This window comes from Bradyrhizobium sp. CCBAU 65884 (genome assembly GCF_028128835.1).
Lineage (GTDB): Bacteria > Pseudomonadota > Alphaproteobacteria > Rhizobiales > Xanthobacteraceae > Bradyrhizobium > Bradyrhizobium ottawaense.
Map to the genome: position 1 here is coordinate 17,240 of NZ_LBJU01000085.1, position 21,683 is coordinate 38,922.

At 60.7% G+C, this 21,683-nt stretch carries 19 protein-coding genes; 2 read left to right on the plus strand and 17 right to left on the minus strand.

Annotation, left to right across the window (positions count from 1 at the left end; all coding sequences use genetic code 11):
* Positions 1 to 209 precede the first annotated feature (209 nt).
* The 6 genes from XI03_RS05330 to XI03_RS05355 all read right to left on the minus strand — a co-directional run bounded on the left by XI03_RS05330 (position 210) and on the right by XI03_RS05355 (position 8,604).
* Positions 210 to 1,793, minus strand: coding sequence for a GMC family oxidoreductase (locus XI03_RS05330; RefSeq protein ID WP_271591542.1), 1,584 nt, complete (start codon positions 1,791 to 1,793; stop codon positions 210 to 212).
* 58 nt (positions 1,794 to 1,851) lie between these two features.
* Complete coding sequence (locus XI03_RS05335) at positions 1,852 to 3,681, minus strand: dipeptide ABC transporter ATP-binding protein (RefSeq protein WP_442869696.1); 1,830 nt, start codon at positions 3,679 to 3,681, stop codon at positions 1,852 to 1,854.
* Positions 3,678 to 4,253 carry an ABC transporter permease gene (locus XI03_RS05340; protein ID WP_271591544.1) on the minus strand — a complete coding sequence of 192 codons (576 nt, stop codon included), beginning with the start codon at positions 4,251 to 4,253 and terminating at the stop codon, positions 3,678 to 3,680. Before XI03_RS05340 ends, XI03_RS05335 begins: the two co-directional genes overlap by 4 nt.
* 338 nt (positions 4,254 to 4,591) lie before the next feature.
* On the minus strand, positions 4,592 to 5,578 hold the full coding sequence (locus XI03_RS05345) for an ABC transporter permease (RefSeq protein WP_333935478.1): 987 nt from the start codon (positions 5,576 to 5,578) through the stop codon (positions 4,592 to 4,594).
* 46 nt (positions 5,579 to 5,624) lie between these two features.
* The gene (locus tag XI03_RS05350; protein ID WP_442869697.1) at positions 5,625 to 7,172 is read right to left on the minus strand and encodes an ABC transporter substrate-binding protein; all 1,548 of its coding nucleotides are present in this window, start codon (positions 7,170 to 7,172) and stop codon (positions 5,625 to 5,627) included.
* A gap of 265 nt (positions 7,173 to 7,437) precedes the next feature.
* Positions 7,438 to 8,604, minus strand: coding sequence for a mandelate racemase/muconate lactonizing enzyme family protein (locus XI03_RS05355; protein ID WP_271591547.1), 1,167 nt, complete (start codon positions 8,602 to 8,604; stop codon positions 7,438 to 7,440).
* A gap of 131 nt (positions 8,605 to 8,735) precedes the next feature.
* Here XI03_RS05355 and XI03_RS05360 point away from each other — a divergent pair, with 131 nt between their 5' ends.
* A complete protein-coding gene (locus tag XI03_RS05360; RefSeq protein WP_271591548.1) occupies positions 8,736 to 9,440 on the plus strand; it encodes a GntR family transcriptional regulator in 705 nt (234 codons plus the stop codon).
* Positions 9,441 to 9,914: 474 nt separating this feature from the next.
* Positions 9,915 to 10,826 (plus strand): LysR family transcriptional regulator, encoded by a 912-nt coding sequence (locus XI03_RS05365; RefSeq protein ID WP_271591565.1) that lies wholly within the window; start codon positions 9,915 to 9,917, stop codon positions 10,824 to 10,826.
* Here the strand turns inward: XI03_RS05365 and XI03_RS05370 are convergent.
* The 11 genes from XI03_RS05370 to trbB are packed head-to-tail and all read right to left on the minus strand — an operon-like array spanning position 10,790 to position 20,512.
* Entirely contained in the window at positions 10,790 to 11,047 is a 258-nt protein-coding gene (locus tag XI03_RS05370) for a DUF2274 domain-containing protein (protein ID WP_271591549.1), read from the minus strand. The genes XI03_RS05365 and XI03_RS05370 overlap by 37 nt on opposite strands.
* Entirely contained in the window at positions 11,044 to 12,252 is a 1,209-nt protein-coding gene (locus tag XI03_RS05375) for a TrbI/VirB10 family protein (protein WP_271591550.1), read from the minus strand. Before XI03_RS05375 ends, XI03_RS05370 begins: the two co-directional genes overlap by 4 nt.
* Positions 12,243 to 13,322 (minus strand): P-type conjugative transfer protein TrbG, encoded by a 1,080-nt coding sequence (gene trbG, locus XI03_RS05380; protein WP_271591551.1) that lies wholly within the window; start codon positions 13,320 to 13,322, stop codon positions 12,243 to 12,245. Before trbG ends, XI03_RS05375 begins: the two co-directional genes overlap by 10 nt.
* Positions 13,319 to 14,008: a conjugal transfer protein TrbF gene (trbF, locus tag XI03_RS05385; RefSeq protein ID WP_271591552.1), complete on the minus strand. Its 690-nt coding sequence runs from the start codon at positions 14,006 to 14,008 to the stop codon at positions 13,319 to 13,321. Before trbF ends, trbG begins: the two co-directional genes overlap by 4 nt.
* Before the next feature lie 3 nt (positions 14,009 to 14,011).
* Positions 14,012 to 15,373: a P-type conjugative transfer protein TrbL gene (trbL, locus tag XI03_RS05390; RefSeq protein ID WP_271591553.1), complete on the minus strand. Its 1,362-nt coding sequence runs from the start codon at positions 15,371 to 15,373 to the stop codon at positions 14,012 to 14,014.
* 11 nt (positions 15,374 to 15,384) lie between these two features.
* Positions 15,385 to 15,690: a putative entry exclusion protein TrbK-alt gene (gene trbK-alt, locus XI03_RS05395; RefSeq protein WP_271591554.1), complete on the minus strand. Its 306-nt coding sequence runs from the start codon at positions 15,688 to 15,690 to the stop codon at positions 15,385 to 15,387.
* Positions 15,691 to 15,702: 12 nt separating this feature from the next.
* Positions 15,703 to 16,458: a P-type conjugative transfer protein TrbJ gene (trbJ, locus tag XI03_RS05400; protein ID WP_271591555.1), complete on the minus strand. Its 756-nt coding sequence runs from the start codon at positions 16,456 to 16,458 to the stop codon at positions 15,703 to 15,705.
* Entirely contained in the window at positions 16,455 to 18,893 is a 2,439-nt protein-coding gene (gene trbE / locus XI03_RS05405) for a conjugal transfer protein TrbE (protein WP_271591556.1), read from the minus strand. The genes trbJ and trbE overlap by 4 nt, the downstream gene beginning before the upstream one ends.
* A gap of 7 nt (positions 18,894 to 18,900) precedes the next feature.
* Positions 18,901 to 19,176 carry a VirB3 family type IV secretion system protein gene (locus XI03_RS05410; RefSeq protein ID WP_271591557.1) on the minus strand — a complete coding sequence of 92 codons (276 nt, stop codon included), beginning with the start codon at positions 19,174 to 19,176 and terminating at the stop codon, positions 18,901 to 18,903.
* Positions 19,176 to 19,517 (minus strand): TrbC/VirB2 family protein, encoded by a 342-nt coding sequence (locus tag XI03_RS05415; RefSeq protein ID WP_271591558.1) that lies wholly within the window; start codon positions 19,515 to 19,517, stop codon positions 19,176 to 19,178. Before XI03_RS05415 ends, XI03_RS05410 begins: the two co-directional genes overlap by 1 nt.
* Positions 19,514 to 20,512: a P-type conjugative transfer ATPase TrbB gene (gene trbB, locus XI03_RS05420; protein ID WP_271591559.1), complete on the minus strand. Its 999-nt coding sequence runs from the start codon at positions 20,510 to 20,512 to the stop codon at positions 19,514 to 19,516. The genes XI03_RS05415 and trbB overlap by 4 nt, the downstream gene beginning before the upstream one ends.
* Positions 20,513 to 21,683: the final 1,171 nt, after the last annotated feature.

Consider the following 21,683-nt stretch of genomic DNA (forward strand, 5'->3'; position numbering starts at 1 on the left):
CGCAATTACATCATCGTTTGCTTATTTGCGAGGGGCAGCTTTCCATGGCGCGCGACGCAATTACGATAGTGCACATGATTCTGGTCGTGCGATTTCTCTAAGTGAGCACGACAGATGTCGAATGCATGCGTGCCTGCTCGATCCTTCCTATCGTGGCACCGCAGAAGCCCGCCACGGACTTTCTCCGATTGGATTTACGGACTAACGACTTACGGATGGATAAGATCTGCTGCTCTCTCTCCGATCATAATAGACGTCGCGTTGGTATTCCCAGCGATATGACGAGGAAAGATGGAGGCGTCCGCGACCCACAAGTTTTCGGTGCCCCTCACCTTAAGAGAAGGGCTGAGAACCGCTCGATCATCTGCTCCCATGCGGCAAGTCCCGACCGGATGAAAGAAGGGGACAGTTGCTTTGCGAATATAGGCTTCGTCAGCTTCCCGCCCGGCGCTCGATGCTGGCGCTTCCCAAAACTTCAGGACATGAGAGCCGAATGGGGGCATAGAGCAGATCTTCCGGACACAATCAAATCCCCGCATAACTCCCTCGAAGTCGTCTGGATGTTCAAGCAAGCGCGGAAAGATCGCCATGGGAGCGCGGGGATCGTTCGATCTCAGTTCGAGATGGCCCGCGCTTTTCGGATAATTGACATTCACCAGGATGGTCACAAGGTTAGCTCTCGGTGCTTTCAGTCTTCCATTCTCTTTGGTGAGGCCGAATGGAAACAGGTGAAATTGCAGATCCGGCTCAGCAAGCTCAGGAGACGATCTGAGAAACGCCAGGACCTGCGCCGTAGGCACGCTCAGGAACCCCGACCTTTTAAAGGCCCACTCCGCCAAAGCGAGTGCTCCCCTTACCGGATGCGAGAGCGCATTTGCGGTCTCTACATCGAGTTCGGCAAGCACATACAGCCCCGGGTGCTCCATCAAATTCCGTCCAACCTCAGGACTTTCCACACGGGGAATGATGCCATGTCTTGTGAGATGGCGGGGATCACCGATACCGGAAAGCATCAATAGTTGCGGGGAATTGATGGAGCCCGCGGAAAGAATAACACCCTTTTTTCCGACGAAATCGACGTTTTGTCCGCGATGCGTGGCGGCAACACCGGTCGCGCGCGTCTTGTCAAACAGAACGTGGCGAACAATGGTGTCATCCAAGAACTTCAGATGAGTTGCAGACAGCTTTGGCCTTACGAAAGCCTCGAAGGCCGAAAGCCGACGCCCATCGCGCGTTGACCCCTGGTTCCAGGCAACTCCCTCGTGCGAGGCACCGTTCAAATCCTCATTGAAGGGAATGCCAGCGGCTTGAAAGCTGTCGATAAACTCTTGAGAGATCGGATGACGCCAACGTAAGGCTGACACACGTTGAGGCCCGAGAGCTCCGCGATATTGATCGTCGCTGGCCTCATCGGCAGCCTCCATTTTGCGGAAGTACGGCAATACGTCCTTCCATCCCCATCCTCTGTTCCCTAGTGCCTCCCAGGCGTCATAGTCCCGGGCAGCGCCCCGGATGAAGATCATCCCGTTTATTGCAGATGAACCTCCGGGCACCTTCCCACGGGGCCAGTCCTCGACCACGCCACCTCTGCTCGGATCAGGCTCTGTCTTGTAAGCCCAGTCGTACCGTTTATTCCCGATCGTGTGGACGAGAGCGCCCGGAACATGCGACAGATTGAGACGCTCCTTCTTCCCAGCTTCCAACAACAGGACCGATTGTTTCCGCTCAACCAAGCGCGCCGCCAGCGGACATCCTGCACTCCCGGATCCTACGACAATGTAGTCAAACTCCATGCTGTCCACTCTCCAATTAGGAGGACGCACCATTGGATGGTCGCGCAATCCTGCAAAGTCATTGATGGTCCGGATCTATTTCTGTCAGATGGCAAGCCACCGATTCATCCCGACCGCGTGCCGCGAGCGGCGGATCATCAAAGGCGCATTTATTGAACGCGAACGGGCAGCGGCTTCTAAAACTGCACCCTGCCGAGATGTGGATCGGGTTCGGCGGCTCACCTTCCAATAGGTAGGTCTCTGCCTTGAAAGGACGCTCCTCAATCGCCGGTACCGCGCTCAGGAGCGCGCGTGTATAGGGATGTCCCGGCTTAACGAATGTGGTTCGATTGTCAGCCAGCTCCACCACGCGCCCGAGATACATCACGGCGATGCGATTGCAGGCTCGCCGCACCATCCCCAAGTCGTGCGAAATGAATATGTAGGTCATTCCGCGTTGGTCCTGAAGACGCTGAAAAAGGTCGAGAAGCTTGCGCTGCTCGACCTGGTCGAGCGCCGATAGCGTCTCATCAAGAATGAGCAACTCGGGATCGAGGACGAGCGCTCGGGCGATACTCACACGTTGACGCTGCCCGGCGCTCAATCCGACCGGGAGTTTGCCGAACAGGTCGAGAGACAGTCCAACTTCCTGCATGGTCGCCGCGACGTGATCGCGGATTTCGGAACGCGACATCCCTCCATGGACATAGAGGGGTTCGGCTATGGTTCGCCCGATCGAAAGATGAGGCGGAATGGAGCTAAACGGATCCTGCAGGAGAAGCTGGAATCTTTTGCGGAGTGCCAACAGGCGCTTGGCTTTCATTGGCGCGATATCTTCGCCCATGAACAATATCTGTCCTGAATCCGGGACCTCTAGACGGCTCAGGAGACGCGAAAGCGTTGATTTCCCGCACCCCGATTCGCCGACGATCGCCAAATTGTCACCCCGTCGAACATCGAACGAAGCGTCCCGCACCGCGTGAACGAACTGGTTTGCAAAGAGCTTGTTTCTATCCCTCGTCGGATAAACCCGGCTGACGTTTCGCACCGAGAGAATGACGTCCTTGGCGGCAGGTGACGGCTCATCTGCAACGGCCTCAGTCGAGCTCTGCCATATGCGAGGGATGTCAGCTATCAGCTGCTTTGTATAGGCATGTTGCGGAGCCGCGAGCAATTGCTGAACGCTTTGAGTCTCGACGACGCGACCGCCTGCGAGAACAAGAACTCGGTGCGCGATTTCGTTGATGACCCCAAAAGAAGAAGAAACGAACAGGATCGCCGTTTTGAAATCCCGCTGCAACTCGCGCAGGAGACGGAGAATTTGCGCAGCAACGGTAACGTCAAGAGGCTGCGTTATGTTGTCGGCGACCAGAAGGTCCGGGTTCGTCACGAGCGCATCCACGATCAGGGCGCGCTGCATCATTCCGCCGCTGAACTGGAACGGAAACTCCTCAAATCGCTGCTTCGCGCCCGGCATCTTGACGGCATCGAGCAGGCGTATGACACGTCGCTTTGCCTCGCCATTGGACATGCCAGGCTCGATGGATCTGAGTTTTTCGACGATTTGCCGCCCAACCGGAAGGGTGGGATCGAGAGCATTGCCGGGATCGGAGCCTATGTAGGCGATCTTGCGCCCACGGAGGGCTTGCATGTGTTCCCCACTTAGTCTCAGGAGATCATTTCCGCGATAGGCAATAACGCCCGTTTCGATTTTGAGCGGGCTGGTGACTGACCTCACAAGCGTGCGCGATAGCACCGTCTTTCCCGAGCCGCTCTCACCGATAATGCCGAGGACTTCGTTTTCCTCGATACTCAGATCGACATCGGTGAGCACGGCGCGCGTTCCGCGCGACCCGAGATCAAGGGTCACGGTCAGATTACGCGCCTCGAGAATGTTCACTGATGTCATCCCAATCCCAGCAGAATCTTGTTGCGAGACCGCTCGAGAGCCCCTCCCATGATATTAATGCAACACAATGTAATCGCGAAGAGGAGGCCGGGCACCGTGGTGATCCACCAGGCATTTAGAATGTATTTTGTGCTATCGGCGATGATGGTGCCGAACGTCGGCGTGGGGGGTTGAATTCCAATCCCGATAAAACCCAGCACAGCTTCGAAGATCATCATGCGAGCGATATCTAGGACGGCAACGAAGGCGATCGGAGGCAAGATGTTGGGTGCGATATGAACGAGCAGGATCCGCGCGTCTGAGGCACCCAGAATCTTTACCGCCCGAACATACTCTTTACGGCACTCTGACAGCGTCACGCTGCGCGCCACGCGAGAATACGCGGGCCAACCGGCTAGAATCAAAACAAGAATGATAGCCAGCGGGGTGGGGCGTGAAACCCCGAGAATTGTGATCGCCAGGATGATCGCGGGAATCGACATCTGCGCGTCTGTGATGCGCATCAAGAGCAGGCCGGCCCACCCGCCGAAATAGCCTGAGATCATGCCGATAGCAGAGCCCAGGGTAAACATTCCTGCAACGCTCGCTAATCCGATCAGCAGGGCATTGCGAAGCCCAATGAGGGAGCGCGTAAACAGGTCACGACCGAGTTGATCGGTGCCAAACAGGTAAGGCCAGCTCGAATGATCCAGCAGTGCCGGCGGCAGGAATTTCTTGCTGACATTAAATTGGGTCGGCGACAGACCGGGAATGTAGGGACCGAGGACAGAAAGGATGATCAGCAGGCAAAACAGCCCAAATCCGATCTTGAATTCATTTGTCCGCCATGCCAGCGCGAAGATGCTGGCCGCGATGCCGCCACCTCGTGCGGCCGCCGGGCTATCGGTCTTGGCCGGAAGTTCTGCCGATGCTAGTATTGTAGCCTCCTATCAATCGCCATCGCTGCAAAGTCGACGAGAATGTTGACCATCACTAGAGTCGCACACGCCAGGATCGCGATGGCCTGGATGACAGGGAAATCCCGTTGGAAGACAGCGTTGATCATTAGAAGGCCAACGCCGGGATAGTTGAAGACGTATTCCACGACGAACAGGCCCCCAAGCAAGACCCCAATCGCTTGGATTCCGAGCACATTGAGGAGGGGGATACTCGAATTGCGCAGCACGTGCGCGACGATCATTCGACCGCGCGTCAGACCGCGAATTTCACCCTGGGACACATATGGCTCGATGAGACCTCCACTCACAGAGACCGAGATGGATCGGATGAGGGTCGGAGCAAGCTCGATCGCGAGAACAATGGCGGGCAAGATTGCGTAGCTCGGCCCCTGATAGCCGATCGCCGGCAGCCATCTGGCCTTGGCGGAGACGAGAAAGATGAGAACGAGTGCTAGCCATACGTTGGGAAGTGAAACCAGTACGGAAGCCACATGCAGTGCAAGCCGATCCGGCCATCGTCCTGATCTCAAGCCCGCGGCGATGCCGATCGGGAGCGCGCTTACCAAGGCAAACACGAATGCAAGGCCAGCAAGGAACAGGCTGCAGGGCAAACTGGTTGCAATGAGGCCCGACACCGATGCACGGTTGGCGGTCTCGTAAGTCGAGCCGCCCCGCGAGCCGCCAGTGCTACCGCCTTGTGCGCTTCTGACGAAGGAGCTCCCGAAATCACCCGTCAGAATTTGCGCGGCATAGCGGCCGAACTGAACCGGGATTGGATCCCTCAGGCCCATATCTTTTGCGGTCTGTTCCGCAACAGATGCTGACACCATTGGCCCCAGCATCATCCGCACTGGGTCGCCCGGGACGACGCGCAGCAGCGTAAAGATGAGCATGGCCACGAGGACGACCAATACCAACCCTTGCGCAATGCGCCGAATGAAGAAGTCGAGCGCAAACAGCATGCCGGCTCCTGCTTTCTGCCAACGAGTTTTGCGGCAGCCCGCTTTAGCTCAGGTCCGCCTTGCTCAGGTCGATTGGCCCGTTGGGAAAATAGTATGCCCCGGTCAGATTTTTGGCCGCGCCATGGAACGTCACGGCAGAAAAGAGCGAGAAGCTCGGAACCTTGCTTGCGAGAGTGGGAAAGGTCTCATTCTTGAAGACCCTGAGGCGCTCCTCGGGGGTCGTGGCGCCGCGTTCCTTGTCCAGCACCGCATCAATTTCCCGGTCGTTGATCCCGGTGATCAGCGCGGCGCTTGAATGCCAATTCGGTCGTAAAACGAGGTCTGGCTCCGGCGATCCCGTCATCCAGCCGACGTCGCACATGTGGCCCTGCCCCTGGCCGTCAGCGCGGCGATAGATCGCCTGCTCCCACGCGGCCGGTTCAAGAACAGTCAGGCGAACGTCAATCCCCTGTTCGGCGAGCATCGCTGTGATCAGCTCGCCATACTCCTTCGTCTTCGGGTAAAAGCCGATCGAGGTGATATATTCGAGTTGCGGCAGTCCCCTTCCTTTCGGAAACCCTACGTCGGCGAGAAGCTTCTGGCAGGCATCCGGATCGAACCTTGGATAATCAGGAATATCCGTGAAGCCGAACTTCGTCGGCGAAATATAGCAGTTTGACGGTGTGGCCGCCTCGCCCATCAGGGACAGGATCTGATCACGGTCGATCGCGTGGCAGACTGCGCGACGAATGCGAACGTCGTTGAAGGGAGGCTTGTTGCACCGGAAGTGCAAATATTTGTTCTCCGTCGTCAGCGCCTTAAGCGTGGTGACTTTCGGGTTGCCTGACAACGAGGCGTATTGCTCAGGCTCGAGCCGTTCGGCAATGTGATATTGCCCGTTCAGCAGGCCCAGCACGCGCGTGTTGGCGTCCGGAACGTAAGCATATATGATCCGATCGATCTTGGGACGTCCACCGTAGAATTCATCATTTGCTTCGAGGTTGTTCCTGTCTCCCTGCGTTCCCGCATATTTAAACGCGTTCGTGCCGTTCGGGCGCTTTTGAAGGACTGCGGGATCGGCAATATCCTTGGCCGACAGGATTGGAAGGAAGCTCGAAATGAACCAGAAGGCGGACGCGGGGTAGCCGTGTTTTTCAGTCTTCAACCGAACAGTCAATTTGTCGACGGCTTCGACGTCAACGCGGCCCGGATAGAGGGCGGATGCCGGGCGCGCTGGATTTGAGGCATATTCCATGGTCGCCTTGACGTCTTCGGCACCGAACTCCTTGCCATCGTGGAATTTGACGCCCTCCCGAAGCTTGAACTCCAGGGTGTGTGCATCAATCAGCTTCCAACTGGTGGCGAGGTCCGGGATCAGCTCTTCAGACTTGCCTTTCCGCATTTCGCAGCGCGTCAGATGATTGAAAACGAACTTTTCGAATTTCAATTGCCCCAGGGTCGTGTGAGAGGTCGGATCCCAATTTCCGGTGACCGGGCCCATCGACGCCAGCACGACGGTTTTAGTTTCCGCTGCCTTCGCCGGGAGCGGTTTGAGACCCGCTCCGCCAGCCACGGCAACTGCTCCGGCTAGCAACTCTCTCCGTGTTACCATTTCGAGTCCCCTCTTCTTGCGTTGGACGCGCAAACAGCGCGCTAGATGAGCGCTCTCTTCACATAAATTGGTCCAGGACCGCGCTTTTCAGCGCGATGTTGATCTCCGTCATCTCGCCCGCGAGTTGATCAAGCAAGCTGGTACGCGCGAACCTTCGTGCCTTCACGAAGAGAGCACTTGCGCGCAGCGGCGGGGCTCGACGGTGGCCCGCGGAAGAGGCCGTTGAGACGACCCTAGCTATGCCCATGTCACAACGTCTCCGTTCTCAGGCAACGCGGTAGCGGTTGATCACGCCTGGATCAGGGTCAAGGCCAAGCCCCGGCCCTGTCGGCACGGCAACCTTTCCATTGAGCGGAAGCGTGGCACCGCCGTAGATCTCCGCCTCGAAATCGCAATAGAGCCGTTCGAGCATCGGTACCGATCGCTGCGCCGCATTGAGGTGTATCGTCGCGACCTGGCCGGGGCCGAAGATTGCACAATGCGGAACGAATTCGATTGCTTCAGCCTGACAAAGCGCGGCGATCTTCAAGAGCTCAGAAATGCCGCCAGCTTTCGCGACATCAGGCTGCGCAATGTCGATGGCCCCTGCGGCGATCATCGCGACAAAATCATGCAGGCTGCCGGCATTTTCGCCGGCGGCGATGTGATGCCGGCCCGTTGAACGAATGCGTGCGAGTCCAGCATAGTTTTCCGGAGGCCAGACAGGCTCCTCGAGCCAGTACAGATTGAGAGGCTCGAGAAGCCGATCGTATTTGAGCGCCTCCGCGACCGGCCATGGACAGTTCGTATCCAGCATGACGGCGGCCTGCGACCCCGCGGCCTCGACCGCTGCCCGGATTTCGCCTTCCGTGATCTCGTGCAGCTTAATGTAACGATATCCGCGCTCAATTGCCTGCCGAGTAGCCCTGACGACATGGTCGCAATTGCCGTAGCGCATCAGACTAGCATAGACCTCGATTTCGCCGGCGAATGCACCGCCCAATAACGCGGTGAGCGGCAGTCCGGAAATCTTGCCGAGGATGTCCCACAGGGCGATGTCGACCGCCGATACGCCATAGACGATAGGGCCCAGGCGGCCGAAATTCTGAAGCTGGAATTCGAGATCATGTTTGATCTTGCCTATTTCCAGGGGATTGCGGCCGATCACGAGTGGCAACACGCGCGTCTCGATCATCGCCTTCAGTGACTTGTCCTCGCACCGCGAGAAGGCTTCGCCCCATCCCACGACACCCTGCTCGGTTTCCAGCCGCACCAGCAGTGTGTCGAACTGCAATCTCGGCGCTCCGCCGAAGCTCCAAGGCGGCACTCCGCCGGAGTCGAACGGAATCGATAACAGGATCGCGTCCGCCTTTACGATCTTGTGAGATGGGGCGAACGAGGAGAGGCGCTGCAGACCGCCGAGGCTAACGCCCTTGGTTTCGGAAATGCGCAAGCGTGGCCCCAGCTGTCGATTGTCGACAATAAACAAACAGCACGATTTCTCTGGTGTCAATGGCGAATGTTCGCCAATATCTGCCGGGACCTCAGAACGAACATTCCACGCAAAACGCGGTTGGAGGAAAAATGGCTGCTAAGATCATCTCGGGATTGGTCGAGAAGCGGAGTTTGGACCGTGCGGCTGCCGATGTTATCCGGCAAGCGATCACCAGTGGCGCCTTGGCGCCAGGAAAGCGACTGACAGAGACCGACCTGTCCACGGAGCTCAACCTGTCGCGCACCACGATACGAGCGGCGCTGCAGCGGCTGATGAGCGAGGGCTTGGTGAAGCAGAAGCCTTACTTCGGCTGGCAGGTCGCGAGCTTGTCATCCAAGGATGCATGGGAGCTGTACACACTTCGATCAAGCCTGGAGGGCCTTGCCGCGCAGCTCGCTGCCGCAAACCCGAATCGGAGGCAACCGATCGAGGCGGCTTACGATGACTTGAAGGCTGCCGCAAAAAGCCGCAACCAGAAGCGGATCAACGATAGTGACCTCGCACTTCACAAGGCGATCGTCGTCCTTTCGGGACATAACCGCCTCGCCGATCATTACGGCTTGGTCGAACATCAGGTTCAAATGTACATGGCCTCTTCAAACGCAATCCTTGAACGGCCTGAGATGGTCATTGCGAACCACGAGAAAATGGTCAAGGCGCTGCTCAGGGGCGATGCGGCCACCTCCGAACGTTACGCCCGCGAGCACAACAAGACATCAGGCGAGCTTCTGGTTCGGCACCTTCAGGAGACAGAAGCCAAACAGACCAACAAAGCGGCTTCGCGCAAGCGCTAGTGAAGGAAGGCATGCGCACTCAGCGACCGCAAAATTCGCGTAGCCGGCTGGGCCGGATCATTGGCGAAATTCGCCGCAGGATCGAGGCCCTCCCCTTAGTATCGCCTACCAACCCAATCCCCATGCCGAACGTTGCCGGAAGGATCGACCGGGCGATAAACGGGCCCTTGCTGCTCGGCCTAAGACTGCCGAGCGTACGAATGAAAGCCGCGGATCGCGTCCTTCAGCCACCTGCTCACTGTGCTCTTTGACTGTCCTCTGACCCAACGGACGCAAAAGCGGAAGAGAAAGAGAACCGAAATAGCCGGTGAGTAGCCTGTAGTTGTTTTTTCCATCACCATCCTAACGTTTGAAATAACCTCGGTGCTGAAAAACGTATTCCGGCCGAAGTCGTAGGAGCTGACGCAACACAATTTATGGAGGGGCAAGAAAACACTTGGTCCCACAACTCACCATAGGGTTTCGAGCGTGGCTGTGGAATTTCGAGATCTACGCTGGGCGATTGCTGCGTCCCAGCATCGAAGCATCCGTCAAGCGGCAGAGACGCTTAGAATCAAGCAGTCGACGCTCAGTCGCTGCCTCCGAAGTCTCGAACACACGTTAGGCAGCAAACTATTCGAGCGCACCAACGGAGGTACGCGACCAACGATGGAAGGTCGAGAATTTCTCGAGGATGCCCGGCGCATCGTAGGCGAAGCTGAAGCAATGGCCGCTCGCCTCAAGAGCCGCTCGCGTCGCGAAAGCGGTCGGTTGACCATAGGGATCCACACCTCCCTGTCAGCCGGCAATCTCCGAGCCACCCTCCTCGAGCACAGGCACCGCTTTCCCGATGTCGATAGACAGTTTGTCGGCGGAGCGAGCGAGCATCTCATTTCGGATCTCGCCAGCTCAGCCATCGATGTCGCTGTCGTGGCAGATCCCAATCCGAATTGGAGCGGCAAGTCATTGGTGCTCTGGAGCGAACGTGTTGTTGCAGCACTCCCTGCGAAACATCCTCTGGCAAGTCATGACGTAGTTCACTGGGGCGAACTGCGGCGCGAAGCCCTTTTGATGTCACAGCGTGGCCCCGGACCGGAACTCCTCAAGCTTCTCATCAGCAAATTAGGATCTTCCGATCCTTGCAAGCTGTTTCGCCATGACGTGGGGCTCGACCGGCTTCTCTCCCTGGTGGGCATGGACTTCGGTATTCTCCTCGCGCTGGAAAGTGCGACTGGCGCGACTTATCCCGGTGTCACCTTCCGGGAGGTGCATGATGCCGAGGGACCGACGCGGCTTAGCTTCCGTGTCTATTGGCGGCAGTCCAACGGCAATCCATTAGTACGTCCGTTTCTCGACTTGATTCGTGAACGCTATCCAGATCTTTCCGCCGACCCGGGGGAGAGTTGAGCAGCACTTCGCCGAGCCTTCGCAAAGGCGCGGTCGGTCGCCATGAAACGCTCGATCATCGGTGCGATCAATTTGGCTGGCTCGGTCGTCGTCGTCGCGCCTCCGCTACGCGCCAGAATCTCGGCGTAGCTTTTGAGATCCCTGAAAACCGCCGCCGGCAGCTCGATCGTGAGCTTTACCGGCTTGTCGTCTTCAAGTGGCCCAAGCTTGAGCTTCGTCATGCTCTTCCTCCCTTGCCGTAGGGCGCCAGCACCAGGTCGCGCGTGACGATCACGCGGACCGGGAAACCTGGCCGGATGGTCAGCGTCGGCTGGATGTTGAGCTGGCGCTGTACGATTTGCTGCCCGGTCTGGCTGATGCTGTTGGACGCACCGGTGCGGATTGCCTGAACGAGATTGTTCTCGTTCTGGCTCGTGCCGGCCTCGGCTCCGACGCCGAGCATGGTCGAGAGAACGGCGGCCTTGAACAGCATGCCCCAATGATTGTCGACCTCGTCCTCGAGCCCGGCATAACCACCGGTGTCAGCGCCGGGCTGACGCTCAAGCACGATCGAGGTGCCGTCGGGCATGATGATGCGGGTCCAGACCAGGAGGATGCGGCTCTGGCCGAACGCCACGGAACTATCGTACTGGCCGATCAGCTTCGCGCCCTGCGGGATAAGAAGATATTTGCCGGACGGGCTGTCCCAGACCGCCGCCGTGACCGCGGCGGTGACTTGGCCGGGCAGATCGGAGCGGATACCCGTGATGAGCGCAGCGGGGATCACCGTGCCGGCCTGCACGACATAAGGCGAGGCTTTGGGTTCGAGCCGGTCTGGACTGACCGTGCGCTTGTCTGTCGCAGCGTTGAGAAAGGCTGTCTTGCGGTCCTGCATGTTCTGGGCGGATCCGGCATCGACGGGAGGTGTCGTGGCCGGGGTCGTCGCCTCTCCGGTCGCAGCATTCGGGATGAGTTGACCGACGCTCTGCGGTTGCTGAACGGTCTGGGCAAAGAGCCGGCTGACGCGCGCCGCTTCGATCTCCTGTGCTCTGTGCTGCGCCTCCGGATCGGACGTCGTTCCGGGGACCACGGTCTTCGGCGCAGCCCCCGCGTTGAGGATCGGCTTTCCGAGATCGCCGGGCAGCGGCGGTCCAAGCAGCGGCGCCTGACGTGGCAGGCCGGTATAGTCGTTCGGTAGCGCGGCGAGGCCCTCGGCCGAAGGGCTGTTCTGGGTGCTGAGCAATTCCTGGCCGGACTGCGGCTTATTGCGCGTTTGAAGGGCGTAGCCAAGCGCTCCCGCGACTGCGAGCGCCGACACCGCGCCGAGACCGATCAGGATCTTGCGCGAGAGGCGTGTGACAGGTGGCCGTTCGCCGCGGAGTCGAAGATCCGGCGGCGCGACGGGTGGGATGTCGCTTTGATGTTCATCGTCGCCGCTTATCGCCATGCGCGCGGCCTTCCGTCGGTGCGGACAATACGCACGCGCCGCTCGCTGTCCTTGTCACCGAGACGCAATTCGGCGGCGGCGAACAGACGATCGACGATGTAGTAGTTGCGGTTCGCGCGATAGTTGACCAGCTCGGAGCCGCCGGCCGGACCGATCACGAACAGGGGCGGCATTTCGCCCTGGACGATGCCGCTGGGGAATTCGATGTAGACCTTGTTTCCGTCGTCGAAGGCGCGCAGCGGACGCCAGGCCGGATCATCGCCCTCGATCGCGTAGCGGAAGTTGATTGAGCCAAGATCAACGCTGGCCGCGATCGGCGCGGCAGCCTCAGCCGTTGCATTCTGCTGCCGAAGTGCGATGAGCTGGTCCTCGGGATATTGCCAGGAGACCGAGGCCATGTAGGTCTTCTCCGTCGAGCGCAGCTCGAGGAGATAGGTTCGCCGGTCGGTGTTGATGACGAGATTGGTGACCAACTCCGGCCGCGTCGGCTTGATAAGGATGTGGATCTTCCTGGTCGCCCCCGCCCCGCTCTCGGTATCGCCAATGATCCAGCGCACGGTGTCGCCGGCGGCGACCGGACCGGAGCCTGTGAGCCGCTCGCCCTCCTGCAGGGCGACATCGGTGATCTGGCCGGGCGCCGTATAGACCTGATAGAGGGCGCCGCCCGAGAACGGATAGACCTGGACCGCGTTGATGAAGCCGGTGCGGACTGGCTGTACCCGTGCCGCGGCGTTGGCCTGTTTCACGCGCACCTTGGGATCAGCGGCTTCCGGGACGCGCTTGGCCGCGGTGAGCGGTTTCAACTGCCCGGGTAGCGGAAGAGGCTTTGGCAATTCCACGATCTTGACGGGCGCCGGCGGATCGGCGGTGAGCGCTGCCGGCTCCGCGGTGTCGTAGTTGATGTCGGGCGGGATGAAATTGTGCGCGCAGCCACCAAGGGCAGAGACGGACATCAGCAAAGCCGCGATGGCGGATTTACGGAAGCGCGTATCGTCGCATTTCGGGCTTTGCTGAACGATGAGGAGACGCGAAGCCGGACGGCGCGCGCTTAACGAGATCGGTGGGTTCATTGTCCCAGCTCCTTCGACCAGTTGATGGCGTTGACGTAGATGCCGAGCGGATTCTTGCGCAGACGATCGGCATCGGTGGGTGGCTGAATCGCGATGGTGAGGATGGCGGTCCAACGTGTGGTGCCGGCGAGCGCTCCGTCCTGATAGCGGTGCTCCACCCACGCCACGCGAAAACTGTCGGGCGATGCGCGGATGACGCTGGAGACGTCGATTGCGACCTGCTGCTTGCCGAGACTGGCGAATGGGTCATTGGCGCGGGCGTAGTCATTCAACGCCATCGCACCAGCAGTGGTCGTAAAATCGTACGCCTTCAGCCAGTTCTGCCGGACGATGATTGGATCGGCCGGGAGCGAGCGCACCATCCCGACGAAGTGGGCGAGATACCAGGCAATCTGCGGGTCGTTCGGTCTATAGTCCGCCACAGCGGGCGCTACCGCTTGTGCCTCGCCGAGCTTGTCGACTTGCACCACCCAGGGAACGACGGTGCCATGGGTGGATTGCCAGACGAGCCCGCCGGCGAGACCGCAGCTGAGGATCAGCGAACCGAAGGCCATCAGCCGCCAGTTCTTCGCCTGCACCCGCGCCGAGCCAATGCGTTCGTCCCAAACCTGGGCCGCGCGCTGATAAGGGGTTTCGGGTTCGGGCGTACGGCCGTAGCGGACCGACGATCGCCGAAAAACTGACATTGGTTATTCTCCCCCTGATAGCTCGACGGAATGGCCGCCGCCATGGCTGTCGCCCGATTTGAGTGCTTGTGCGGCGGTCTGCGCGCCGTGAATGACCGCCTGATTGCGCTTGACGCGCTGGGCCCAGGCGGGCGGAGCGCTCCCGCTCGCTGCTTGAGATGCGGGTCCATCGTTTGCGGCCTCACCGCGCTCAATGGTCCCCATGGTCGAGGAGCCGCCGGTATTCGCGACCCCTGACCGGGCGCCAGATGCGAAGCTTTCGGTCATTGACCCGGCTGCTTGCGCAGCGGCACGCCTGACGGGAGCTGCCACCGCGCTGGCAGCCACGCGGCCGGCACCGCCGAGACCGGAGGCGACGCCGCCAGCACCGGACTGGCCGGCTGATGCGAGGCTGTAGGCGGAGGACATACCGCCCGCCATCGCCGCACCACCACGCGCAGCCGCGGCACTGCCGGACGCTGCTGCCATAGCTCCCGTTCCGGCCAGCCCAAGCGCCGCGCCCCCCGCCATCGCCGTGCCGCCGACGGCAAGGCCAGTTCCGACCACTGCGCCCGCACCAAGCTGCGGCGCTCCAGACACCAGACCGGATGCGATGCCTGGTCCGAAGATACCAACGCCGAGCATGGCGAGCGCCGCGAGCACGACAGAGAGCGCCTGCTCGATCGTCGGCTGGCCGCCGCCATAGGCTGACGTGAACTGGGAGAAGAGCCCGGTGCCGATGCCGACGATGACAGCGAGCACCATCACCTTCACACCGGATGCGACGACATTGCCCAGCACCTTCTCCGCGAGAAAGGCGGTCTTGTTGAACAGTGCGAACGGAATCAGGATGAAGCCGGCGAGCGTCGTGAGCTTGAACTCGATCAGCGTGACGAACAGCTGCACCGCCAGGATGAAAAAGGCGATCAGCACCAATAGCCAGGATACCATCAGCACCGCGATCTGAACGAAATTCGCAAAGAAGCTGGTGAAGCCCATCATCTGGCTTGCTTCGTCCAGCAGCGGCTGCCCGGCATCCAAGCCGACCTGCGCGAGCCGGCCAGGCCGCAGGAAGTCCGCCGTCGAGATCGACGAGCCGCCGGCCTTCAGGCCAAGGCCGGCGAAGCTATTGAAGATGACGCCGGAGAGATTGTTGAAGTTCGTGATGATGAAGGCGAAGAATCCGATATACAGGGTCTTCTTCACCAGCCGCTGGAGAATGTCTTCGTCTGCGCCCCACGCCCAGAATACACCTGCCAAGGTGATGTCGACCACGATCAGCGTCGAGGCGAGATAGGTGACCTCGCCTTTGACCAGGCCGAAGCCGGAATCGATATAGGTGGTGAAGGTGTTGAGAAAGGTGTCGATGACACCGACATTGTTCATCGCTGGCCTCCCTACTTCACGTTGGTCGTCGACGGAGTGGCCGACGCGGCCTGCGGCAGAAGTGGCCGCGCCGGCCTGCCGAAGAAGCGCGCGCGGTTCTCCTCCCAGACCGCCTGGCAGTGCGGATCTTCGGCATCCTGGGGTCCGAGCGCGCGGCAGCGGCGCAGCTCGACCGACAGATCATCGGGTGTGGACACGGCGGGAACGTCAGATAAAGTCCGCGGCGCAGGGGACCGATGGATGTAGGACAGCGTGGCCACGAAGACGGCCATCAGAATGACCATCGCAACGGCGCGTAAAATATCTGAGCGCTCCATAGTCCCACGCCTTTAGTTGCCGTGGAACATGGTGACGGTGCCGGGCTGGTAGCCGGTTCGCGTCGAGAAGATCTTGTATTGCTGCTGCCCTTGGGACTCGGTCGCCGTCACGCGCGCCTGCTCCAGCGCGTCCGCTCGTCCCTTCGCGGCGAGAACTGCGACAAGGTCAGAAAGCTGCTGGGATTGCAGCGCGAGGAGCTGGTTACCGGCTTGAGCGGCCTGCAGCGCGCCACTTGCGGACTGGCTGGCGGTGACCAGTGACGTCATCGCGTTGGAGCTGGTCGAGATATTGCTTACGACGCCGGCCTGGACCTTCAGGGAGTCCTCGAAAGCGCCGACCGAGTTCTGCCAACGCGTTTGGGCAGCGGCGAACAGCGTCGCATTAGAGCCTGTGACCGGAGCGGTACCGTAGCTGCTGGAATAGGCGGTCTGGATACCCTGAACATTGAAGGCGATATTTTGCGCCTGGCTCAGAAGCGATTGGGTCCGAGCGATCGTCGACTGGAGCTGGGCCAGCGTCGACATCGGCAGGCTCGCGAGGTTCTTTCCCTGATTCACAAGGCTCTGGGCCTGGTTGGTCAGCATCTGGATCTGATTGTTGATCTGCTGCAGCTCGCGCGCCGCGGTCAGCACGTTCTGGCTGAAGTTGCTGGGGTCGTAGACGATCACCTGCGCAGACGTCCGCGTCGTCAAAAGCGGCGAGATCGAGAGCACAAGCGACACGGCGGCCGCGGCCATTAAGCTATGGCGCGTCTTGCGGATGGTCATGATTGCACCTCAAGGTTTGTCAGGTCGGGGATGAGATCGGCGGCCCAAAGCAGCTCGTGATCGGCGAGCCACGCCGGCGTAAAGTTCTCGCGGCCATGCTCGGCAAGCACACGCTCGATTGCGGCATGATCCGCCTTTGAGGAGGCCGCGCAGAAGGCAAGCGCAATCGGCCCAAGACCGAGCTCGAACAGCCGGTTGCCGCGGCGCGATTGGCAGTAGTAATCCCGCTTTGGAGTCGCTCGCGCGATGATCTCGATCTGGCGATCGTTCAGACCGAAGCGCCGATAGATTGCCGTGAGTTGGGGCTCGATGGCGCGCTCGTTCGGCAGGAAGATGCGCGTCGGGCAGCTCTCGACGATCGCGGGTGCGATGTTGCTGCCGTCGATGTCGGAGAGCGATTGCGTGGCGAAGACGACGGAGGCGTTCTTCTTCCGCAGCGTCTTCAGCCATTCGCGAAGCTGCTGGGCGAAGGCGGGATCGTCGAGGACGAGCCAACCCTCGTCGATGATGAGGAGCGTTGGCCGGCCGTCGAGCCGTCCTTCGATGCGATGGAAGAGGTAGGTGAGGACGGCGGGAGACGCGCCGGCGCCGATCAGACCCTCGGTTTCGAAGGCCTGGACCGACGCGAAGCCGAGGTGTTCAACCTCGGCATCGAGCAGCCGTCCCGACGGGCCGCCGACGCAATAGGGTTGCAGCGCCTGCTTGAGCGCAGTGGATTGCAACAGGACGGTCAGGCCGGTGATCGTCCGTTCCTCGACCGGCGAGGAAGCCAATGAGGTCAACGCCGACCAGACGTGCTCCTTCGCGGTCGGGTCGATGGTGACGCCTTCCTTGGCGAGGATCGCGGTCACCCATTCGGCAGCCCAGGCGCGCTCCGCCGCATCGCCGATCCGCGCGAGCGGCTGGAGCGAGACGGATTCATCAGCGCTGTTCGAGAGGCTTCCGCCGAGGTCGTGCCAGTCGCCGCCCATGGCGAGCGCCGCGGTGCGGATCGAGCCGCCGAAATCGAAGGCAAAGATCTGGCTTTTGCGGTAACGGCGGAACTGGATCGCCATCAACGCCAACAATACGGACTTGCCGGCGCCGGTCGGGCCGACGATCAAGGTATGTCCGACGTCGCCGACATGCAGCGAAAAGCGGAACGGCGTCGAGCCCTCGGTCTTGCCAAAGAACAGCGGGGCGGCACGAAAACGCTCGTCCCGCGCTGGTCCAGCCCAGACCGCCGACAGCGGAATCATGTGGGCGAGGTTCAATGTGGAGAGCGGCGGCTGACGAACGTTTGCGTAGGCGTGGCCCGGGAGGGAGCCGAGCCAGGCTTCGAGCGCATTCACCCCTTCCGGCATGCAGGTGAAATCGCGTCCCTGGATCACCTTCTCGACGAGACGAAGTTTCTCGGTGGCACGGCCGGGATCCTCGTCCCAGACGGTGACGGTCGCGGTGACGTAGGCCTGGCCGACATCATCGGTACCGAGTTCCTGCAAGGCGAGATCGGCGTCAGTGGCCTTGTTGGCAGCGTCGCTATCGACCAGGGTCGAAGCCTCGTTTGTCATCACTTCCTTGACGATGGCGGCGATCGACTTTCGTTTGGCGAACCACTGCCGGCGGATCCTGGTCAGCAGCTTCACCGCCTCGGTCTTGTCGAGGAGGATCGCGCGTGTCGACCAGCGGTAGGGAAAGGCAAGCCGGTTGAGCTCGTCGAGGATTCCGGGATGCGTTGCGGTGGGAAAACCGACCACGCTGAGCGTACGGAGGTGGTAGCTACCAAGGCGTGGCTCGAGGCCGCCGGCGAGCGGCTCGTCGGCGAGCAGCGCATCGAGATGCATCGGCGTCTCCGGGACACGAACGCGCTGCTGTCGGGTCGAGACGGTCGAGTGCAGGTAGGTGAGCGTGTCGCCGTCATCCAGCCACGCCACCTCGGGCATGAATCCTTCGACCAGTTGCAGGACGCGGTTGCTCCGATCGACAAAACCGCGCAGCAGCTCGTAAGGATCGACGCCGCTCTGCGCACGGCCCTCATAAAGCCAGCCCTCGATGCGCGAGGCGTCTTCGGCTGGCGGAAGCCAGGCGAAGGTCAGGAAATAGCGGCTCTCGAAATGCGCACCGGCCTCTTCGAAAGCGTCCCGCCGCTCGAGATCAACCAGTGCCGATGCGGCATCCGGAAAGGCGCTATAGGGATAAGTCTGCGCGGCGCTGCGCTGGGCTTCGACGAAGATCGCCCAGCCTGAGCCGAGACGGCGGAGCGCATTGTTGAGGCGGGCCGTCACACCGACCAGTTCCGCAGGCGTCGCACTGTCGAGATCCGGACCACGGAAGCGGGCCGTTCGCTGGAATGATCCGTCCTTATTGAGGACCACACCGCGTTCGACCAACGCGGCCCAGGGCAGGAAGTCGGGAAGGCTCGCGGGGCGATTGCGATACTCAGTGAGGTTCAGCATGGAATCCTCATGTGGCGAGGTAGGGCGGATAGCGGAGGTGACGGCGAACGACGTCCACGAACTGCGGGTCGCGCTTGGCCGCCCAGACGGCCGCGGCGTGGCCCGCGGCCCAGATCAGTGCGCCGGGAAGCCAGAGCCGCAGCCCAAGCGCGATGGCGGCCGCCAACGTGCCGTTGGCGATCGCCACCGCGCGCGGAGCGCCGCCCATCAGGATGGGCTCCGTGAGCGCGCGGTGGACCGGCGCGAAGAAACCCGGCACCTCTGGATCGACAAGCCCAGCCATTAGACCAGCGCTCCACCCGAGAAGCTAAAGAACGTCAGGAAGAAACTCGAGGCGGCGAAGGCGATCGATAGGCCGAAGACGATCTGGATCAGCCGGCGGAAGCCGCCCGCGGTGTCGCCGAACGCAAGCGTCAGGCCGGTTACGGTGATGATGATGACCGAGATGATCTTGGCGACCGGACCCTGCACCGACTCCAGGATCTGGTTCAGCGGCGTCTCCCAGGGCATCGAGGAGCCCGAGGCGTACGCCACCGGTGCAAAAGCGACCGAGATGAAAGCAATGGTCGCGACGTCGGTGAAGCGACGGCGAATGCGCAGGACTACGCGCGCAAATTGGGTCATGATGAATCTCCGGGAAGTGAGGTTTCGCCGCCCGCCCCGGCGGATTGGACGCGGTAGTCGCCAGTGGCGGGATCGAGGCCGGCGACGAGAGCAAGTTCAGCAAGGCGGCGTTCGCTGCCACGGCCGCGCAGCACCGCGACGACATCGATCGTTTCGGCAATCAGCGCCTTGGGAACGGTGAGGACGGCTTCCTGGATAAGCTGTTCGAGCCGACGGAGCGCGCCCAGCGCAGTCCCAGCGTGAATTGTACCGATGCCGCCGGGGTGGCCGGTTCCCCAGGCTTTGAGGAGTTCCAAGGCTTCGCTGCCTCGTACCTCGCCGATCGGAATGCGGTCGGGGCGCAAACGCAGCGAGGACCGGACCAAATCAGAAAGCGACGCGACGCCGTCCTTAGTGCGTAGCGCGACGAGATTCGGTGCGCGGCACTGCAGCTCGCGCGTGTCTTCGATCAGCACCACACGATCTGTGGTGCCGGCGATTTCGGCGAGCAGTGCGTTGGTGAGGGTAGTCTTGCCGGTCGACGTGCCTCCAGCAACCAGGATGTTCTTGCGCGAGGCGACCGCAGCTCTCAGCGCCGCGGCCTGAGCAGCCGTCATCGTGCCGGCGGCGACGTAATCATCGAGAGTGAACACCGCGACGGCTGGCTTGCGGATCGCAAAGGCCGGCGCCGCAACGACAGGCGGGAGAAGCCCTTCGAACCTTTCTCCCGTCTCGGGAAGCTCGGCCGAGACGCGCGGCCTCTCCGCATGGACCTCAGCGCCGACATAGTGTGCGACCAGACGCACGATCCGCTCGCCGTCGGCGGCGGACATCGTGCGTCCGCTATCCTCAAGCCCGCCTGACAGCCGATCAATCCAGAGCCGGCCATCGGGGTTGAGCATCACCTCGACGATCGAGGGGTCTTCGAGAAACGTCGCGATCGCCGGGCCAAGCGCGGTGCGCAGCATGCGTGCGCCACGCGAAAAGGCTTCCGAATGGAGTGAAGTGCCCGCCACGATCGTCCCCCCGTCGAGCGCCAATCGCAAAAAGCGGTCGGCGACGGGGATGGATAGAAATGGCAGGAACTGGCTTAGTTCAACAAGTATTCAGCCGTCGTAGGGGACTAGCGTGGAGCAGAGAAAAAATACTTGCTGTATAGGAGGCGGAGTCATTAGGCGGCGTTTCAGTAAGATCCGCCTTCTCCCTTCGTCCAAGTTTGCCGGAATTTGGTGCGCCATACATTCCGTATCGGAGGTGCAGACGTTCCCGCTCGCACTCATAGTCAGGGTTGGGGCAAATCAAGACGCGATCAGAATACCGCTGAGACCCACAATGACGGTTCGTCGCCGAGTCCTTCAAGTGCGCGCAACCTTAAAAACGAAAAGATTGCGAATCCCAAAACTGCGAGCCGGAACACGATAGCCGTAGCTTGTCATCTGACCGAAAGATCGATCAGCTAATCGCCTTTCGCCGGTCACGCGGCCGTAGATTGTCGCGGCCGTTTTTTCGATCTCCTCTGAAAAGGCACGAAGAGCTTTCAATTTTGCTGCGATTTTATCGACGCGCTAAAGTTTAAATTTGAGTGAAATGTATTGCAGCATCCGTCCGAAAATCGCGAGTTCATCAACGAGGCGCGCTTAGGTTTAGACCAGCTCCTTCAATTCGCTGATGGTTGCGGGAGAGTCAAATTAGAGGGAGCGCGTGGGCAAACGCTTGTTCGCGGCTCCCTGCCCGTCCTCCAAGTTTAGACCTTTAGTAGGTCCCTTAAGGCCACTTGCCCGCTAAACCATCGCCTGAGGTTAGCGGCACGTGATAGGGACAGTGCCTTCTACTCCAGCGGAATGCGCCGAGTCATGCCACCGCTTACTTCACTTGCAGTGCGGATGCGGCAGGGACGGCGCCTTTATCTGAGGGCTCTTCGGTCGTTAGAGGCGCCAGTCGCATCCGAGCTGCTTTACACAGGCATCAACGTATCACTGGTCGGCGTTTAGTCGCTCGGTCTTCATGACCACCAATCCTGGTAGGTCACTTCGGATAGCTTTCCCGCTAGCAGCACGCGATAGTGACCGTGCTTTCCTTTGCTCTCCAGAGGGAGGCTCACGTCGCTTCTGACTCGCCCGGAAGTGCGGATGCGGCAGGGACAGCGCCGTTACCTAAGGCCCCCGGTCGATAAAGGCGCCGAGTCGC

Excerpts from the sequence above, each read along its gene's own strand:
- XI03_RS05330 (WP_271591542.1), bottom strand. The coding sequence starts at position 1,793 with ATGGAGTTTGACTACATTGTCGTAGGATCCGGGAGTGCAGGATGTCCG.
- XI03_RS05335 (WP_442869696.1), bottom strand. The coding sequence starts at position 3,681 with ATGACATCAGTGAACATTCTCGAGGCGCGTAATCTGACCGTGACCCTT.
- XI03_RS05340 (WP_271591544.1), bottom strand. The coding sequence starts at position 4,253 with ATGTTTACCCTGGGCTCTGCTATCGGCATGATCTCAGGCTATTTCGGC.
- XI03_RS05350 (WP_442869697.1), bottom strand. The coding sequence starts at position 7,172 with ATGGTAACACGGAGAGAGTTGCTAGCCGGAGCAGTTGCCGTGGCTGGC.
- XI03_RS05360 (WP_271591548.1), top strand. The coding sequence starts at position 8,736 with ATGGCTGCTAAGATCATCTCGGGATTGGTCGAGAAGCGGAGTTTGGAC.
- XI03_RS05370 (WP_271591549.1), bottom strand. The coding sequence starts at position 11,047 with ATGACGAAGCTCAAGCTTGGGCCACTTGAAGACGACAAGCCGGTAAAG.
- XI03_RS05375 (WP_271591550.1), bottom strand. The coding sequence starts at position 12,252 with ATGGCGATAAGCGGCGACGATGAACATCAAAGCGACATCCCACCCGTC.
- trbG (WP_271591551.1), bottom strand. The coding sequence starts at position 13,322 with ATGAACCCACCGATCTCGTTAAGCGCGCGCCGTCCGGCTTCGCGTCTC.
- trbF (WP_271591552.1), bottom strand. The coding sequence starts at position 14,008 with ATGTCAGTTTTTCGGCGATCGTCGGTCCGCTACGGCCGTACGCCCGAA.
- trbL (WP_271591553.1), bottom strand. The coding sequence starts at position 15,373 with ATGAACAATGTCGGTGTCATCGACACCTTTCTCAACACCTTCACCACC.
- trbK-alt (WP_271591554.1), bottom strand. The coding sequence starts at position 15,690 with ATGGAGCGCTCAGATATTTTACGCGCCGTTGCGATGGTCATTCTGATG.
- trbJ (WP_271591555.1), bottom strand. The coding sequence starts at position 16,458 with ATGACCATCCGCAAGACGCGCCATAGCTTAATGGCCGCGGCCGCCGTG.
- trbE (WP_271591556.1), bottom strand. The coding sequence starts at position 18,893 with ATGCTGAACCTCACTGAGTATCGCAATCGCCCCGCGAGCCTTCCCGAC.
- XI03_RS05410 (WP_271591557.1), bottom strand. The coding sequence starts at position 19,176 with ATGGCTGGGCTTGTCGATCCAGAGGTGCCGGGTTTCTTCGCGCCGGTC.
- XI03_RS05415 (WP_271591558.1), bottom strand. The coding sequence starts at position 19,517 with ATGACCCAATTTGCGCGCGTAGTCCTGCGCATTCGCCGTCGCTTCACC.